The following is a 16,765-nucleotide window of genomic DNA, read 5'->3' on the forward strand; positions in this document are numbered from 1 at the left end:
CCTAGGCCAAGCGCGGTCATGTATGCTACGGCGCTTCCTGTAACTCCACTTCCAGCATCCCCGGCCCGCTCCGGATGACGCATTGAAGAGGATTAGGCCACCCCTATCCAGTACAAAAGTAGCCATGCACGAACAATATCAGCCCCGTGAAATCGAAGCCGCCGCCCAGTCATTCTGGGACGAGCAAAAGTCCTTTGAAGTCAGTGAACAGCCAGGCAAGGAGACTTTCTACTGCCTGTCGATGTTCCCTTACCCCAGCGGCAAGCTACACATGGGGCACGTGCGCAACTACACCATCGGCGACGTGATCTCCCGCTATCAGCGCATGCAAGGCAAAAACGTTCTGCAACCGATGGGTTGGGACGCGTTCGGCATGCCGGCAGAAAACGCCGCGATGAAGAACAACGTGGCACCGGCCAAGTGGACCTACGAAAACATCGCCTACATGAAAACCCAGCTGCGCAGCCTGGGCCTGGCGGTGGACTGGTCGCGCGAAGTCACCACCTGCAAGCCGGATTACTACCGCTGGGAACAATGGCTGTTCACTCGCCTGTTCGAAAAAGGCGTGATCTACCGTAAAAACGGCACCGTGAACTGGGACCCGGTCGATCAGACCGTTCTGGCCAACGAGCAAGTGATCGACGGTCGCGGCTGGCGCTCCGGCGCGCTGATCGAAAAGCGTGAAATCCCGATGTACTACTTCAAGATCACCGCCTACGCGGATGAACTCCTGGAGAGCCTCGACGAACTGACTGGCTGGCCTGAACAGGTCAAGACCATGCAGCGCAACTGGATCGGCAAGTCGCGCGGGATGGAAGTGCAGTTCCCGTACAACGTCGATTCGATCGGCGAAGCCGGCGCACTCAAGGTGTTCACCACCCGTCCGGACACCCTGATGGGCGCGACTTATGTCGCTGTTGCCGCTGAACACCCGCTGGCCACTCTGGCCGCTCAGAACAATCCCGAGCTGCAAGCGTTCATCGCTGAATGCAAGGGCGGCAGCGTTGCTGAAGCCGACGTCGCCACGCAAGAGAAGAAGGGCCTGCCAACCGGCCTGTTCGTCGAGCACCCGTTGACTGGCGAAAAACTGCCGGTATGGGTCGCCAATTACGTGCTGATGCATTACGGCGACGGCGCGGTCATGGCCGTGCCGGCCCACGACGAGCGTGATTTCGAATTCGCCCACAAGTACGACCTGCCGATCAAATCGGTGGTGCGCACCAGCTCCGGCGAAACCAACCCGGCCCCGTGGCAAGACGCCTACGGCGAGCACGGCACGCTGATCAACTCCGGCGAATTCGACGGTCTCGACTTCGCTGGCGCGTTCGACGCGATCGAAGTTGCGCTGATCAAGAAAGAGCTGGGCGCCTCGCGCACCCAGTTCCGCCTGCGCGACTGGGGCATCAGCCGTCAGCGCTACTGGGGCTGCCCGATCCCGATCATCCACTGCGAAACCTGCGGTGACGTGCCGGTGCCGGAAGACCAATTGCCAGTCGTGCTGCCGGAAGACGTGGTGCCGGATGGCGCCGGTTCGCCGCTGGCGCGCATGCCCGAGTTCTACGAGTGCAGTTGCCCGAAATGCGGCCAGCCTGCCAAGCGTGAAACCGACACCATGGACACTTTCGTCGAGTCGTCGTGGTACTACGCCCGTTACGCCTCGCCGCACTTCGAAGGCGGCCTGGTGGAAAAATCCGCGGCTGACCACTGGTTGCCGGTGGATCAGTACATCGGCGGCATCGAACACGCGATTCTGCACCTGCTCTACGCGCGCTTCTTCCACAAGCTGATGCGTGACGAAGGTCTGGTCAGCTCCAACGAGCCGTTCAAGAACCTGCTGACCCAAGGCATGGTGATCGCCGAGACTTACTATCGTCGCGAAGCCAACGGCGCCTACACCTGGTTCAACCCGGCGGACGTGGAACTCGAACGCGACAGCAAAGCCAAGGTTATCAGCGCCAAGTTGATCTCCGACGGTCTGCCGGTGGAAATCGGCGGCACCGAGAAGATGGCCAAGTCGAAGAACAACGGCGTTGATCCACAGTCGATGATCGATCAGTTCGGAGCCGACACCTGCCGTCTGTTCATGATGTTCGCCTCGCCGCCAGACATGAGCGCCGAATGGTCGGACTCCGGCGTCGAAGGTTCGCACCGTTTCCTCAAGCGCGTCTGGCGTCTGGCTCAAGCGCATGTCGCTCAAGGCCTGCCGGGCAAACTCGATGTCGTCAGCCTGAACGACGAGCAGAAAGCCGTTCGCCGCTCGATCCACCTGGCCATCAAACAGGCCAGCCATGACGTCGGCCAGAACCACAAATTCAACACCGCCATCGCTCAGGTGATGACGCTGATGAACGTGCTGGAAAAAGCCGCGCAAGTCACCGAGCAGGATCGCGCGCTGGTTCACGAAGGTCTCGAAGCCGTAACGCTGTTGCTGGCGCCGATCACCCCGCACATCAGCCACGAGCTGTGGAAGCAACTGGGTCACGCTGACCCGGTGATCGACGCCGTCTGGCCGGTGGTGGATGAATCCGCGCTGGTGCAGGACAGCCTGACCCTGGTCATCCAGGTCAACGGCAAGTTGCGCGGCCAGATCGAAATGCCGGCAACCGCCACTCGCGAAGAAGTCGAAGCCGCCGCCCGTATCAACGAGAACGTGCTGCGCTTCGTCGATGGCCTGACTATTCGTAAAGTGATCGTAGTGCCCGGGAAACTGGTCAATATCGTCGCCAGCTAATTGGATCGGGCGCCAGGTCAGCCTGGCGCCGAGTAAAACCTTTCGGGCCGCAGAGTCGGCCCACATGGTTTCAAGGGGAGCAACAAGATGATCAAACGCAATCTGCTGGTGATGGGCCTCGCTGTCCTGCTGAGCGCCTGTGGTTTCCAGCTGCGCGGCACTGGCACCAACGAGCTGAGTATCAAGGAACTCGACCTGAGCGCGCGCAACGCTTACGGCGAGACCGTGACGCAACTGCGTCAGGTGCTGGAGTCCAGCGGCGTGAAAGTGATTTCCGGCGCACCGTACAAACTGTTTCTGGCTAACGAGCAGGAAAGCCAGCGCATTCTGAGCTACGCCGGCGCCGGTCGTACTGGTGAATATCAGGTCAGCACCGTGCTGAACTACGATATCCGCGGGGACAAAAATCTGCTGCTGTTGAGCGACAAGCTTGAAGTGCAGAAAGTCTTCATTCACGACGGCAACAACCTCGTCGGTTCCGATCAAGAGGCCAACGACGCTCGTCGCGAAACCCGCCGCGAACTGGTTCAGCGCATGATGCTGCGTCTGCAACAGCTGACGCCCGCTCAGCTTGAGCAACTGCAGCAAACCGCCGACAACCGCGCCAAGGCTGAAGCTGATGCGCTGGAAGCGGCGCAGAAAGCTGAAGCGGAAACCCCGCGTCAGTCGCCGCTCGAACTGCCGCAGCAGTAAGACGTACGGGGCGCTCAGGCGCCCCGTTCGCCGTTTCTTATGAAGCTCGCTCCCGCACAACTCGGTAAGCACCTGCAAGGCGCTCTCGCGCCGGTCTACATCATCAGCGGCGATGATCCGCTGTTGTGTCAGGAAGCTGCCGACGCTATCCGCGCTGCTGCCCGTCAGCAGGGTTTCGACGAACGCCAGGTATTCGCCGCCGACGCCAGTTTCGATTGGGGCACGTTGCTGATGGCTGGCGCGAGCATGTCGCTGTTCGCCGAAAAACGCCTGCTGGAACTGCGCCTGCCTTCGGGCAAGCCCGGTGACAAGGGTGCCGCGGCGCTGATCGAATATTGCTCACGCCCCGCTGAAGACACCCTGCTGCTGATCAGCTTGCCCAAGCTCGACGGCAGTGCGCAGAAAACCAAGTGGGGCAAGGCGCTGGTCGAAGGCCAGCAGACCCAGTTCGTGCAAATCTGGCCGGTGGATGCCAACCAGTTGCCGAGCTGGATCCGTCAGCGCCTGTCGCAAGCCGGATTGTCGGCCAGCCAAGACGCAGTGGAGCTGATCGCCGCGCGCGTCGAGGGCAATCTGCTCGCCGCCGCGCAGGAAATCGAAAAGCTCAAGCTGATGGCCGAAGGTGGGCAGATCACCGTCGAAACCGTGCAAGCGGCCGTGGCCGACAGTGCGCGTTTTGACGTGTTCGGCCTGACCGACGCGGTGCTCAACGGTGAAGCGGCCCATGCACTGCGCATTCTCGAAGGACTGCGCGGTGAAGGCGTCGAGCCGCCAGTGATTCTCTGGGCCTTGGCGCGCGAGTTGCGCCTATTGGCCAACATCGCGCTGCAATACAGCCAGGGTACGCCGCTGGACAAGTGCTTCAGCCAGGCGAAACCGCCGGTCTGGGACAAGCGCAAACCGCTGATGAGCAAAGCCTTGCAACGCTATACCGCGCAACGCTGGGCGCAACTGTTGCTCGAAGCGCAGCGCATTGATGCGCAGATCAAGGGCCAGGCTGCCGGTTCGCCGTGGATGAGCCTGAGCCGGTTGGCGTTGTTGATGGCCGGCCAGCGCTTGTCATTGCCCGCCGAATAAGATCTTTTGACTTTTTTCCTACACAAATCTCAGGCGTCTGCCCTATAGACAGACGCCTGACATCGGCAGATCATTTCCCGCGCAAAACTCACTCACTCGAGAGAATCCTCATGAGCAAAAAGCCATCGAAAAATGGCCCGAACAAGGCCAAATCCATCATCGCCCAGCCGCTGTTCCGCAGCCGCCAGGAACGCCCGGCCAAGGGCAAAGGCAGCTACCGCCGCGAAGCCTTCCAGTCTGACAGCTGGGGGGCTTCTTACTTTCTGGCCGCTTAAAGCGCAGCACCCCCTCCTCATGTTAAGGTCTGCACCTGATTCGTATCTTCTGGACCTGTGCATGCCCTTTTGTATTCCTCGTCGTTGGCCCTTCAGCCAACTGATCGCTGCATCCAGCTTCGTACTGCTTGTCGCCTGCGCGGAAAAACCCACCGCTGCCGACGCACAACCGCTTCAGACCGTTCCCGTTTCCACGGCCCCAGCGATCATCCCGCCGGTAGTGCCGACTGGTGACAACCTCGATCTCCAACCTTCCCAGACATTTGCCGAATGGCAGGCCGGTTTCCGCAAGGATGCTCTGGCCGCCGGGATTCGCGCCGACCTGTTCGACCGCGCCTTCGCCGATGTCAGCTTCGACGCCAGCGTGATCCGCGCCGACCGCAGCCAACCCGAGTTCTCGCGTCCGGTGTGGGAATACCTCGACGGCGCTCTGTCGCCACTGCGCGTGCGCAAGGGTCAGGCGCTGCTCACGCAGTACGCCGATATTCTGCAAAGCATCGAGCAGCGCTACGGCGTCGATCGCCAGGCACTGGTCTCGGTGTGGGGCATGGAGAGTAACTTCGGCCAGTTCCAGGGCAGCAAATCGGTGATCAACTCGCTGGCGACTTTGGCTTACGAAGGCCGGCGTCCGGGCTTTGCCCACGCGCAACTGATTGCAGCGCTGCAGATTCTGCAACAGGGCGATATCACCCCGGAGAAAATGCTTGGCTCCTGGGCCGGCGCCATGGGCCAGACTCAGTTCATTCCGACCACTTACAACACCCATGCCGTGGATTTCGATGGCGACGGTCGCCGCGACATCTGGGGCAGCCCGGCCGATGCATTGGCATCGACTGCGCACTACCTGCAAAGCTCGGGCTGGCAGCGTGGCCAGCCCTGGGGTTTCGAGGTGCAGTTGCCGAGCGGTTTCAATTACACCCTGGCTGACGGCACGATGCGCAAAACCGTCGCTGAGTGGCGGCAGTTGGGCGTGATTCTGCCGGGGGGCAGCCAAGGTTCCGAGCAGCTCTCGGCCGCCCTGCTGCTGCCGGCCGGTTATCGCGGCCCGGCGTTTTTGGTTCTCGACAACTTCCGCGCGATTCTCAAGTACAACAATTCTTCGTCGTATGCGTTGGCGGTGAGTCTGTTGTCCGAGCGTTTCACGGGGGCTGGTCTGATCAACGGTTCGTGGCCGAAAGACGACATGCCGCTGAGCCGCTCCGAGCGGATTGAATTGCAGAACCTGTTGAGTGCGCGCAATTACGATGCCGGCACAGCGGACGGGATCATCGGCGCGAATACGCGCAAGGCGATTCGCGCTGCGCAGCAGGCGCTTGGCTGGCCGGCGGATGGGTATCCGACGCACAAGTTGCTCGAGAGCCTGCGTAACCAATAAGGCAAGATCAAAAGATCGCAGCGTGCCGCAGCTCCTACACGGGATCGAGCTGCGGCACGCTGCGATCTTTTGCTTTATGGGGTGACTACATCCTGCTCCAGCATCAACTCTTTCTTGCCAGCATCCAGCCGAACCAGCGCGCCCATCGGCAGCGTCAGGTTCGGATTGCAATGCCCGCTGCGCCATCCCGACAACACCGGAATCCGCAATGGCGCGAACGTCTGCTTGAGCAAGCGGTTCAGCGCATCAGTATCAACCCCCGCCACATCCCCCACCAACACACCACGTAACTTGCCTAACACACCAGCCAGCCGTAAATGCGTGAGCATGCGGTCGATGCGATACAGCGGCTCGTTAATATCTTCGAGAAACAGAATCACCCCTTCGGCGTCCATCTCATAAGGTGTGCCCATGACCGCGGTGAGCATCGCCAGATTGCCGCCGAGCAAGCGCCCGTGGGCAATGCCCGGCTCCAAGGTGGTCAACGGCCAGGCAACCGGATGATTCAACACGCTGCCCGCCGTCAGTTGTCCACGCAGCATGGCGAAGAATGAAGTGACGGTCGGCGGTTCCTTGTCGCCCAACAGGTCGGCATTGAGCAGCGGCCCGTGGAATGTCACGAATCCGGCATAACGGCTGATCGCCAGGTGCAGCGCGGTGATGTCGCTGTAACCGATAAATGGCTTGGCATTGCGGCTCAGCAGGTCGAAGTCGATTTGGTCCAGCAAGCGTGGCGTGCCGTATCCGCCGCGCAGGCAGATGATCGCATCGACCTCTGGATCAGCGAATGCTGCGTGCAGGTCATTCAGGCGCACGTCATCGCTGCCGGCCAGATAACCGTCTTTCTCGTAAACGCCGGGAAACACCCGTAAGCCATAACCCCGGGCGCGCATCCATTGCACGGCTTTGTCGGTGTCGAGCGTGGCCGGGCCGGCAGGCGCGATTACGCCGATCAGCCCTTCAGACGGCAGCGCCGGTACGGGTTTGTGCGGACAAAGGGTGTGGGTCGGTCGAACGGTCATCCATGGATCTCCCTGTGTGTAGTCGTGCACACACAGTAGTCAGGAAAGCGGGTAAACAAAAGAGGCACTGCGGCCCTCGCCACAGGTTCAGTGATTGCTCCGCAAATGAAAATACCCGCCTGGGCGGGTATTTTTGTGAAGCAATCAACGTCGGATCAGGAACCCATCAGCTCGGCCTTGACCAGCTTCGCCTGCTCGTCGGCGTGGTACGACGAACGTACCAGCGGGCCGGAAGCGACGTTCTTGAAGCCCATCTTGTAACCTTCCTCGGCGAACCAGGCGAAGGTGTCCGGGTGCACGAAACGCTGCACCGGCAAGTGGCTGCGCGATGGTTGCAGGTACTGGCCGAGAGTCAGCATGTCGATGTCGTGTTCGCGCATGCGCTTCATGACTTCGATGACTTCTTCGTCGGTCTCGCCCAGACCCAGCATCAGGCCGGATTTGGTCGGAATGTGCGGCATCATTTGCTTGAAACGTTGCAGCAGGGTCAGCGACCACTGGTAGTCCGAACCCGGACGCGCAGCCTTGTACAGGCGCGGCACGGTTTCCAGGTTGTGGTTGAACACATCTGGCGGCTCGGCAGCGGTGATTTCCAGGGCAACGTCCATACGGCCACGGTAATCCGGGACCAGGGTTTCGAGTTGCACGTTCGGCGACAGCTTGCGGATTTCGCGGATGCAGTCGGCAAAGTGCTGGGCACCGCCGTCACGCAGGTCGTCGCGGTCAACCGAGGTGATCACCACGTATTTGAGCTTGAGATCGGCGATGGCGATGGCCAGGCTTGCCGGCTCGTTGACGTCCAGTGGTTTCGGACGACCGTGGCCCACGTCGCAGAACGGGCAGCGACGGGTGCAGATGTCGCCCATGATCATGAAGGTCGCGGTGCCACCGGAGAAGCACTCGCCGAGGTTCGGGCAGGACGCTTCTTCGCAGACGCTGTGCAGTTTGTGTTTGCGCAGCAGGCTTTTGATACGGTCGACTTCCGGCGAAACCGGGATGCGTACGCGAATCCAGTCAGGTTTCTTCGGCAGTTCGGTGGTCGGAATGATCTTTACCGGGATGCGTGCAACCTTCTCGGCGCCGCGCAGCTTGACGCCGGCTTCGACCTTGGGACGCGGGGCCGGGCGCTCGGTCACGTCGAGCGTCGGGATCATGGTTTGCACTGCATCAGTAGTCATATCAGTCGATTCCGCCCGTCAGGGTCGTCTGCTCAGCATAGTCGAGGTGTTTGACGAGCTGCGCGCGCAGCCGGGCACTTACCTCGGCAAATTCAATCGATCCTGCGTGATCGCTCAGCTGGGTCATCGCCAGCCCGGCGTAGCCGCAGGGATTAATCCGTCGAAACGGTTCCAGATTCATGTCCACGTTCAGGGCCAGGCCATGAAAAGAACAACCGTGGCGAATCCGCAAACCCAGCGAAGCGATTTTCGCCCCATCGACGTAGACACCGGGCGCATCCGGTTTGGCTGCGGCGCTGACGCCGTAACTGGCCAGCAGCTCGATCAGGCATTGCTCCATGCGGCTGACCAGATCACGTACGCCAAACCCGAGTTTGCGCACGTCCAGCAGCAAATACGCCACCAGTTGGCCGGGACCATGGTATGTCACCTGCCCACCACGATCGACCTGCACCACCGGGATATCTCCCGGCAGCAACAGATGTTCGGCCTTGCCGGCCTGGCCCTGGGTGAACACCGGAGGGTGTTCGACCAGCCAGATTTCGTCGGCGGCGTCGCTGCCACGTTCGTTGGTGAAGCGTTGCATGGCATGCCAGACCGGCTCGTAAGCCATCTGGCCGAGCTCGCGAAAGCCCAGCGTGCCAGACATCACAACACCATGTGTACGAAACCGGTAGCCCGCAGCTCGCTGTTGATGTCGTACAGCTGGTCTTGACCGGTGGCGATGATGTGCAGCTGGATGGTGGTGTACTTGCCGTTGGTGCTTTGACGCTCGTCGATGCGCTCATCATTGATGGTCGCGTGTTTTTTGACGATGTCGATAATCTTGTCTTTGTTGCCGACACCCGTGTCGCTGATCACCTTAACCGGGTAGTCAGTGGCAGGGAATTCGATCTTTGGCGCCTTTACTTCGGTATCGGTCATGGCGTAACGGCCTCTTGAGCCGTGCCAACGCGCATGGCCCCGCTTCGGGTGGAAGCGGGGCCATGCAGGTCAACACTCAAATCAGTTGAACAAGCCGTAGAAGAATAGACGGATGCTATCCCACATGCGACGGAAGATACCACCCTCCTCAACGCCATCGAGGGCGATCAGGTCGGCGCTGTGCACGACCTTGTCGTCCAGTTTGACTTCGACTTTACCGATCACGTCGCCCTTGGCGATTGGAGCGGTCAGTTGCGGGTTCATGGTCATGCTCGCAGCGAGCTTCTTCAACTGGCCTTTTGGCAGGGTCATGGTCAAGTCTTGAGCCAGGCCGGCCTTGACTTGATTGGTGGTGCCTTTCCACACCGGAGCCTGAGCCAGTTCGGTGCCCTTCTGATAGAAGGTCTGGGTTTCGAAGAAACGGAAACCGTAGGTCAGCAGCTTCTGGGTCTCGGAAGCACGGGCCACTTCGCTGTTGGTGCCGAACACCACGGCGATCAGGCGCATGCCATCACGTACGGCCGAGGACACCATGCAGTAGCCGGCTTCGTCGGTGTGACCGGTTTTCAGACCGTCAACGGTCTTGTCGCGCCACAGCAACAGGTTGCGGTTAGGCTGCTTGATGCCGTTCCAGAAGAACTCTTTCTGCGAGTAGATCGCGTAGTGAGCCGGATCTTCGTGGATGATCGCGCGAGCCAGGATCGCCATGTCGTGAGCCGACGAGTAGTGCTCCGGGTTCGGCAGACCGGTCGGGTTCATGAAGTGGCTGTTGGTCATGCCCAGATCGCTGACAGTTTTGTTCATCATGTCGGCGAACGCGTCTTCGCTGCCGGCGATGTGCTCGGACAGCGCCACGCTGGCGTCGTTGCCGGACTGGATGATGATGCCGTGCAACAGATCGCTGACAGTCACCTGCGAGCCGACCTTGATGAACATCCGCGAACCGCCGGTGCGCCAGGCGTTCTCGCTGACGGTCACCGGGTCATTTTCACCGATCTGGCCACGACGGATTTCCAGCGTAGCGATGTACGCGGTCATCAGTTTGGTCAGGCTGGCTGGCGGCAGACGCTGGTCACCGTTGTTCTCGACCAGCACGTTGCCGCTGCTGGCGTCCATGAGTACGTAGGCTTTGGCGGCCAGTTGAGGTGGCGACGGCATCATCTCGACCGCGAAAGCGGCTGGCGAGAGGAGCAGCGGGACTAGCAGACACAGGCGTTTGGCAAAGGTGGTGATGTTCATCCGTCTCTCGAAATCGCTAATGGAAACTGCCCGAAGGCAAAATTTAATCAGATGGCTTTCTAACGGGCCATCGCGTGTTCAGTTGCTCACTCCAGTCACCCTTGCCGGGCTTTTGTTCTTCGACGAGCCAACAACCTGATTCACCCCCCAATCGCTGGTGAATCGTCAATCAAGTCCTACGTATTGCTTACTCGGTGACCACGCTTGGCGAACCAAGATTGGCCGAGCGCACGCTGTTCTGCACCTGGGCAATTTCACCCGGCGAACCGATCGGCCCCAGACGGACCCGATGCAGGGTCTGCTGATTGCGCACGATCGAGCTGATGAACACCGGAGCGCTCACCATCCCGCTGAGCTTCGACCTCAGGAGTTCTGCAGCGTCCGGGTTGGCGAACGCGCCCACCTGCAGAAACTGGCCAGACGCTGTTGCAGAAGCGTTTTTTTTTGCATCGATCTGCACTGGCACTACGGCCGCGGCGTGTTGCTGCGGTGGCGGCGTCCATTGCTCGACGGTGCCGGCCGAGGCCGTGATCACCGGAGCACTATTCTGCGCGACTTGTGGCTCATTGAGCATCAGCGGCGCCGGACGGCCCTTGGCCGCCCACCATTGCTGCGGATCGATACCTTCAACCTTGACCCGCGCGGTACCGGTTTCGGCATAACCGAGTTTTTTCGCGGCAGCGTAGGACAAGTCGATGATCCGGTCGGAATAGAACGGGCCACGGTCGTTGACGCGCAGGATCACCGTGCGGTTGTTGTCGAGGTTGGTCACCCGAACGTAACTTGGTAGTGGCAAAGTCTTGTGCGCGGCGCTCATGCCGTACAGGTCATACACTTCGCCATTGGCGGTGTTCTGACCGTGAAACTTGGTGCCGTACCAGGACGCGGTGCCCGAAGCGACGTAAGTCTTCGATTCCTGCAACGGGAAATAGGTCTTGCCCAGCACGGTATACGGGTTGGCCTTGTAGGCGCCGGTGTGCAGAGTCGGGGTGGCATCAGGAATGCGTGAAACATCGACGTCCCACCACGGCGCGCCATCTTTGTGCGCGCGGTTGATATCCAGCTTCGGCTGCGTGCGGACGACAGTGGGCGACGACTTCGGGCTCGGCGAACGGCTGGTGGTGCAACTGGCAACCAGCACTGCCAACGCAGCGAAAGCCACCAGCTTCAGGGGTTTATTGTTAGGCAATGCCTGCATTACTTGACGCCCCGTGCTTGTACCAGCTGTTCAGACAATTGATGTACGGCCATGGCGTACATCACGCTGCGGTTATATCGCGTGATCGCGTAAAAATTCTTCAGGCCCATCCAGTATTCCGGGCCGTTCTCGCCTTCAAGACGAAATGCAGTGACCGGCATCTCGTCGCGCAGCGCATCATGACTCGACCAGCCCAACGCTCGCAACTCCCCGACGGTTTTCGTCGGCTCGATACCGGTGGTCAAACCTTCGTCGACCTGATCGCCACGCACATCGGCGCGACTGACCACCGGTTCGCCAGCGACCCAGCCATGACGTTTGAAGTAGCTGGCAACGCTGCCGATCGCATCGTCCGGGTTGTTCCAGATATTGATGTGGCCGTCGCCGTCGAAATCCACCGCATAGGCGCGGAAACTGCTCGGCATGAACTGCGGCAGCCCCATCGCCCCGGCGTAAGAGCCTTTGAGCGTCAGCGGATCGACCTGCTCTTCACGCGCCAACAGCAAGAACTCACGCAGTTCCTTGCGGAAAAATTCGGCACGCGGAGGATAGTCGAATCCGAGGGTCGACAAGGCATCGATTACCCGGAAATTGCCGGTATTGCGTCCGAAAAAGGTTTCGACGCCGATGATCGACACGATCACTTGTGCCGGCACGCCGTATTCCTGCTCGGCGCGGGCCAAAGTAGCCTCGTGCTGACGCCAGAAGTCCACACCACGGGCGATGCGCGCGTCGGTGATGAACATCGGTCGATATTCTTTCCACTGCTTGACCCGCTCGGCGGGTCTGGAGATGGCGTCAAGAATCGACTGCTTGCGCTCGGCTTCGCGGAACACACTCATCAATTGCTCGCCGGCAAAACCGTAGTCACGGGTCATTTCACCGACGAATTCGGCCACCTGAGGCGAGCCTTCGTAATCGCCGGCCAGCGCTTCCTGCGCGCTGCCAAGGATGCCTACCAGGCCGACCCATGGCGCGTTTCGAGTCGCCCAGCCACGCATTACTTGCATTGAACTCTTCACCTTATTCAAACCTGTGCGATCCACTTGCGATGGGTATGGATCGACATCAAAACCCCAAACGCTGACAGCAATGTCACCAGCGAAGTTCCTCCGTAGCTAATGAACGGCAACGGCACGCCCACCACCGGCAACAGGCCACTGACCATACCGATGTTGACGAAAACGTAAACAAAAAACGTCATGGTCAACGCGCCGGCGAGCAATTTGCCGAACAGCGTCTGCGCCTGAGCGGTGATCACCAGCCCGCGACCGATCAGCAGCAAATAGATCAGCAGCAGTGCGCAGATGCCCACCAGGCCGAACTCTTCGCCGAGCACGGCAATGATGAAGTCGGTGTGGCTTTCCGGCAGGAAGTCCAGGTGCGACTGGGTGCCGAGCAGCCAGCCCTTGCCAAACACACCGCCGGAGCCGATGGCGGCTTTCGACTGAATGATGTTCCAGCCGGTGCCCAACGGATCGCTCTCCGGGTCGAGAAAGGTCAGGATCCGCTGCTTCTGGTAGTCGTGCATGATGAAAAACCACATCGCCACCGACACCGGAATCGCCGCCGCCAGCACGCTGAGAATCCAGCGCCAGCGCAGCCCGCCCATAAACAGTACGAACGCACCACCGGCGAGAATCAGCAGCGACGTGCCGAGATCCGGCTGGCGCACGATCAAGGCAAACGGCACGCCGATCAGCATCAGGCTGATGCCGACGTGCTTGAGTTGCGGCGGCAACGTGCGCTTGGAGAGGTACCAGGCAATGGTCGCCGGCATCAGAATCTTCATGAATTCCGAGGGCTGGAAGCGAATCACCCCGGGGATGTTGATCCAGCGGGTCGCGCCCATGGCGTTGTGGCCCATGATGTCCACCACCAGCAGCAGCAGCACTCCGATCACGTAACCCAGCGGCACCCAGCGCGCCATGAAGCGCGGCTCGAACTGGGCAATGATGATCATCGACACCAGACCGATGCCGAACGAAGTGGCTTGCTTGCCGAGCAGGTCCCAGCTCTTGCCACTCGCCGAATACAGCACGAACAGACTGCCTGCGGCGAGAATCAGCAGCAGAATCAACAATGGTCCATCAATGTGCAAACGCTGCAACAGCGTGGCACGGCGGCGCATCACATCCTCACTGGAGAGCATGCGATCAAAATTATTCATCACGGGCCGTAGCCTCCGCACTGATAGGGCTGGCGTATTCGGCCTTCAAATGACCTTGCGGGTCGAGCAGCCAGGCATCCATGATCTGGCGCACCACCGGCGCAGCGACGCCGGAACCGGACTCACCGTTCTCGACCATCACCGACACCACGATTTTCGGGTCGTCGGCCGGGGCGAAACCGACGAATAAGGCGTGGTCGCGGTGGCGTTCCTGGACTTTCGAGCGGTCGTACTTCTCACCCTGCTTGATCGCCACGACCTGCGCGGTGCCCGACTTGCCGGCGATGCGGTATTGCGCGCCAATCGCCGCTTTACGCGCCGTGCCGCGCGCGCCGTGCATCACCTGCTGCATGCCGTGGTTGACCTTGGCCCAATCCGACGGATCGCGCAGGATGATGTCCGGAATCGGATTCTCATCCACCGGCTTCACGCCTTCGAGGGATTTGGCCAGATGTGGCCGGTTCCAAACGCCCTTGTTCGCCACCAGCGCTGTGGCCTGGGCCAGTTGCAGCGGGGTGGATTGCATGTAGCCCTGGCCGATTCCGAGGATCAGGGTTTCGCCCGGGAACCAGGCCTGACGCCGGGTAGCACGTTTCCATTCACGCGTCGGCATCAGGCCGGGGGATTCTTCGAACATGTCCAGCGAGACCTTCTGGCCGATGCCGAACTTGCTCATGTAGGCCGACAGCCGATCAATCCCCAGCTTGTGCGCCAGGTCATAGAAGTAGGTGTCGTTGGAACGCATGATCGCCGTGTCGAGGTCGACGAAGCCGTCCCCGGTACGGTTCCAGTTGCGATATTTGTGATCGTAGTTGGGCAGCATGTAGTAGCCCGGATCGAACACCCGGCTCGATGCAGTGACCACACCCGAATCAAGACCGGCGATGGCCACCGCCGGCTTGATCGTCGAACCCGGCGGATACAGGCCGCGCAGCACGCGGTTGAACAGCGGCCGGTCGATGGAATCGCGCAGCTCGGCGTAGGCCTTGAAGCTGATCCCGGTGACGAACAGGTTCGGGTCGAAACTCGGCTGGCTGACCATCGCCAACACTTCGCCGGTCTTCGGATCGAGCGCCACCACCGCGCCACGACGCCCACCGAGTGCAGCTTCGGCGGCTTCCTGCAACTTGATGTCGAGACTAAGGACGATGTCCTTGCCCGGCACCGGATCGGTGCGTTTGAGCACGCGCAACACGCGGCCACGGGCATTGGTCTCGACTTCCTCGTAACCGACCTGACCGTGCAACTCGGCTTCGTAGAAGCGCTCGATGCCGGTCTTGCCGATGTGGTGGGTGCCGCTGTAGTTGACCGGATCGAGAGTCTTCAGCTCTTTCTCGTTGATCCGCCCCATGTAGCCCACCGAGTGCGCAAAGTGCGCGCCCTGCGGGTAGTGACGCACCAACTGCGCAACCACTTCCACGCCGGGCAGCCGGAACTGGTTCACCGCGATCCGCGCAATTTGCTCTTCGGTCAGTTCGAACAGGATCGGCACCGGCTCGAACGGCCGGCGCCCCTGACGCATGCGCTTCTCGAAGATCACCCGATCCTCGGGCGTCATCTCCAGCACTTCGACGATCACATCGAGCACTTGCTGCCAGTCGCCGGAGCGCTCGCGGGTCATGCTCAGGCTAAAGCTCGGACGGTTGTCCGCCACCACCACGCCGTTGCGATCGAAGATCAGGCCACGGGTCGGCGGAATCGGCTGCACGTGCACCCGATTGTTTTCCGAAAGCGTCGAGTGATACTCATACTGAATCACCTGCAGGAAATACAGGCGCGCGATCAGCACACAGATCAGCGCCACCACCGCAATTGCACCGAACACGACGCGGCCACGCACCAGACGGGCGTCTTTTTCGTGGTCCTTGATGCGGATCGGCTGGGACATGGGGGCAGGCTTACTTGTGGTAAGGGTGACCGGACAACACGGTCCAGGCACGGTACAGCTGTTCGCCGATGAGGATCCGCACCAGCGGGTGCGGCAAGGTCAGCGGCGACAACGACCAGCGCTGATCGGCGCGGGCACAGACTTCCGGCGCCAGCCCTTCCGGGCCACCGACCATGAAATTCACCGTGCGCGAGTCCAGCCGCCAGCGATCCAGTTCGACCGCCAGTTGCTCGGTGCTCCAGGGCTTGCCGTGGACTTCGAGGGTGACAACCCGCTCGTTCGGCCCGACCTTGGCCAGCATGGCTTCGCCTTCCTGACGGATGAAACGAGCCACGTCGGCGTTCTTGCCGCGGGTATTTAGCGGAATTTCCACCAGTTCCAGCGCCAGCTCGGACGGAAGACGCTTGGCATATTCATGCCAGCCTTCTTCCACCCACTTGGGCATGCGTGAACCGACGGCGATCAGTCGCAGTCGCACAGCAATCCCTTACAGCTGGTCTTTGTTGAGCTTGGTGAAATGCTCGTGGGTGTTTTCCGGGCTGTGGTGTGCAGCGCTGGCCGAACGGCTTTGCTCGGCACCGGCCCACAGGCGTTCCAGGTCATAGAACTGGCGAGCCGAGGCGGTCATCATGTGCACGATGACATCGTCCATATCCAGCAGAACCCAGTCGCTGTCGCCCTTGCCTTCTTCGCCCAGTGGCTTGACGCCCAGAGCTTTGACGGCTTCGCGAACCTTGTCGAGCATCGCGCCGATCTGACGGTTGGACGTACCGGTGGCGATGATCATGTAGTCAGTGATGCTCTGCTTCTCGCGCACATCGATGATCTGGATGTCTTGCGCCTTGACGTCTTCCAGGGCTGCAACGGCAACCTTGACCAGCTCGTCACCCTTCAGCGGCTCGTTGGTGCTGGCCACTTCCGGCAGCGGAGCGCTCTTGAATGTGCCTTTGCGCTTAACTTTCTTTACGTTGTCAGTCATATAAAACTCGTTTTGC

16 protein-coding genes are annotated in these 16,765 nt (G+C 60.6%); 5 read left to right on the forward strand and 11 right to left on the reverse strand.

From position 1 onward, the window contains the following. Positions 1-124: 124 nt before the first annotated feature. The 5 genes from leuS (at position 125) to ACP7EE_RS14415 (ending at position 6,151) form a co-directional block, all read left to right on the forward strand. Positions 125-2,731: a leucine--tRNA ligase gene (gene leuS, locus ACP7EE_RS14395; protein WP_426234984.1), complete on the forward strand. Its 2,607-nt coding sequence runs from the start codon at positions 125-127 to the stop codon at positions 2,729-2,731. Between the two features lie 87 nt (positions 2,732-2,818). Next, positions 2,819-3,424, forward strand: a complete 606-nt coding sequence (lptE, locus tag ACP7EE_RS14400; RefSeq protein ID WP_426204668.1) for an LPS assembly lipoprotein LptE — start codon at positions 2,819-2,821, stop codon at positions 3,422-3,424. Between the two features lie 39 nt (positions 3,425-3,463). After that, positions 3,464-4,501, forward strand: coding sequence for a DNA polymerase III subunit delta (holA, locus tag ACP7EE_RS14405; RefSeq protein WP_426234985.1), 1,038 nt, complete (start codon positions 3,464-3,466; stop codon positions 4,499-4,501). A gap of 110 nt (positions 4,502-4,611) precedes the next feature. After that, positions 4,612-4,776: an alternative ribosome rescue factor ArfA gene (gene arfA, locus ACP7EE_RS14410; RefSeq protein ID WP_420648526.1), complete on the forward strand. Its 165-nt coding sequence runs from the start codon at positions 4,612-4,614 to the stop codon at positions 4,774-4,776. A 61-nt stretch (positions 4,777-4,837) separates the two neighbouring features. Continuing rightward, positions 4,838-6,151, forward strand: coding sequence for a lytic murein transglycosylase (locus ACP7EE_RS14415; protein ID WP_426234986.1), 1,314 nt, complete (start codon positions 4,838-4,840; stop codon positions 6,149-6,151). A 74-nt stretch (positions 6,152-6,225) separates the two neighbouring features. Here ACP7EE_RS14415 and ACP7EE_RS14420 read toward each other — a convergent pair whose 3' ends face one another. The 11 genes from ACP7EE_RS14420 to rsfS form a co-directional block, all read right to left on the reverse strand. Then, positions 6,226-7,173, reverse strand: coding sequence for a S66 peptidase family protein (locus tag ACP7EE_RS14420; protein WP_426234987.1), 948 nt, complete (start codon positions 7,171-7,173; stop codon positions 6,226-6,228). Positions 7,174-7,328: 155 nt separating this feature from the next. Beyond that, the gene (gene lipA, locus ACP7EE_RS14425; protein ID WP_426235045.1) at positions 7,329-8,327 is read right to left on the reverse strand and encodes a lipoyl synthase; all 999 of its coding nucleotides are present in this window, start codon (positions 8,325-8,327) and stop codon (positions 7,329-7,331) included. 25 nt (positions 8,328-8,352) lie between these two features. After that, positions 8,353-9,000, reverse strand: coding sequence for a lipoyl(octanoyl) transferase LipB (gene lipB / locus ACP7EE_RS14430; protein ID WP_426204678.1), 648 nt, complete (start codon positions 8,998-9,000; stop codon positions 8,353-8,355). Further along, positions 9,000-9,275 carry a DUF493 domain-containing protein gene (locus tag ACP7EE_RS14435; protein WP_401269017.1) on the reverse strand — a complete coding sequence of 92 codons (276 nt, stop codon included), beginning with the start codon at positions 9,273-9,275 and terminating at the stop codon, positions 9,000-9,002. The genes lipB and ACP7EE_RS14435 overlap by 1 nt, the downstream gene beginning before the upstream one ends. 81 nt (positions 9,276-9,356) lie before the next feature. Continuing rightward, positions 9,357-10,514 carry a D-alanyl-D-alanine carboxypeptidase family protein gene (locus tag ACP7EE_RS14440; RefSeq protein WP_420648530.1) on the reverse strand — a complete coding sequence of 386 codons (1,158 nt, stop codon included), beginning with the start codon at positions 10,512-10,514 and terminating at the stop codon, positions 9,357-9,359. A gap of 187 nt (positions 10,515-10,701) precedes the next feature. After that, positions 10,702-11,712 (reverse strand): septal ring lytic transglycosylase RlpA family protein, encoded by a 1,011-nt coding sequence (locus ACP7EE_RS14445; RefSeq protein ID WP_426204681.1) that lies wholly within the window; start codon positions 11,710-11,712, stop codon positions 10,702-10,704. After that, on the reverse strand, positions 11,712-12,722 hold the full coding sequence (gene mltB, locus ACP7EE_RS14450; protein WP_426234988.1) for a lytic murein transglycosylase B: 1,011 nt from the start codon (positions 12,720-12,722) through the stop codon (positions 11,712-11,714). The genes ACP7EE_RS14445 and mltB overlap by 1 nt, the downstream gene beginning before the upstream one ends. 17 nt (positions 12,723-12,739) lie before the next feature. Next, positions 12,740-13,843, reverse strand: a complete 1,104-nt coding sequence (rodA, locus tag ACP7EE_RS14455; RefSeq protein WP_420648623.1) for a rod shape-determining protein RodA — start codon at positions 13,841-13,843, stop codon at positions 12,740-12,742. Between the two features lie 31 nt (positions 13,844-13,874). Next, positions 13,875-15,770 carry a penicillin-binding protein 2 gene (mrdA, locus tag ACP7EE_RS14460; protein ID WP_426234989.1) on the reverse strand — a complete coding sequence of 632 codons (1,896 nt, stop codon included), beginning with the start codon at positions 15,768-15,770 and terminating at the stop codon, positions 13,875-13,877. A 10-nt stretch (positions 15,771-15,780) separates the two neighbouring features. Continuing rightward, positions 15,781-16,248, reverse strand: coding sequence for a 23S rRNA (pseudouridine(1915)-N(3))-methyltransferase RlmH (gene rlmH, locus ACP7EE_RS14465; protein WP_007937439.1), 468 nt, complete (start codon positions 16,246-16,248; stop codon positions 15,781-15,783). 9 nt (positions 16,249-16,257) lie between these two features. Further along, complete coding sequence (gene rsfS, locus ACP7EE_RS14470) at positions 16,258-16,749, reverse strand: ribosome silencing factor (RefSeq protein ID WP_420648534.1); 492 nt, start codon at positions 16,747-16,749, stop codon at positions 16,258-16,260. Positions 16,750-16,765 lie beyond the last annotated feature (16 nt).

Origin of the sequence: Pseudomonas sp. TWP3-2, from assembly GCF_049897765.1 — a bacterium.
In the GTDB taxonomy this organism is placed as follows: Bacteria; Pseudomonadota; Gammaproteobacteria; order Pseudomonadales; family Pseudomonadaceae; genus Aquipseudomonas.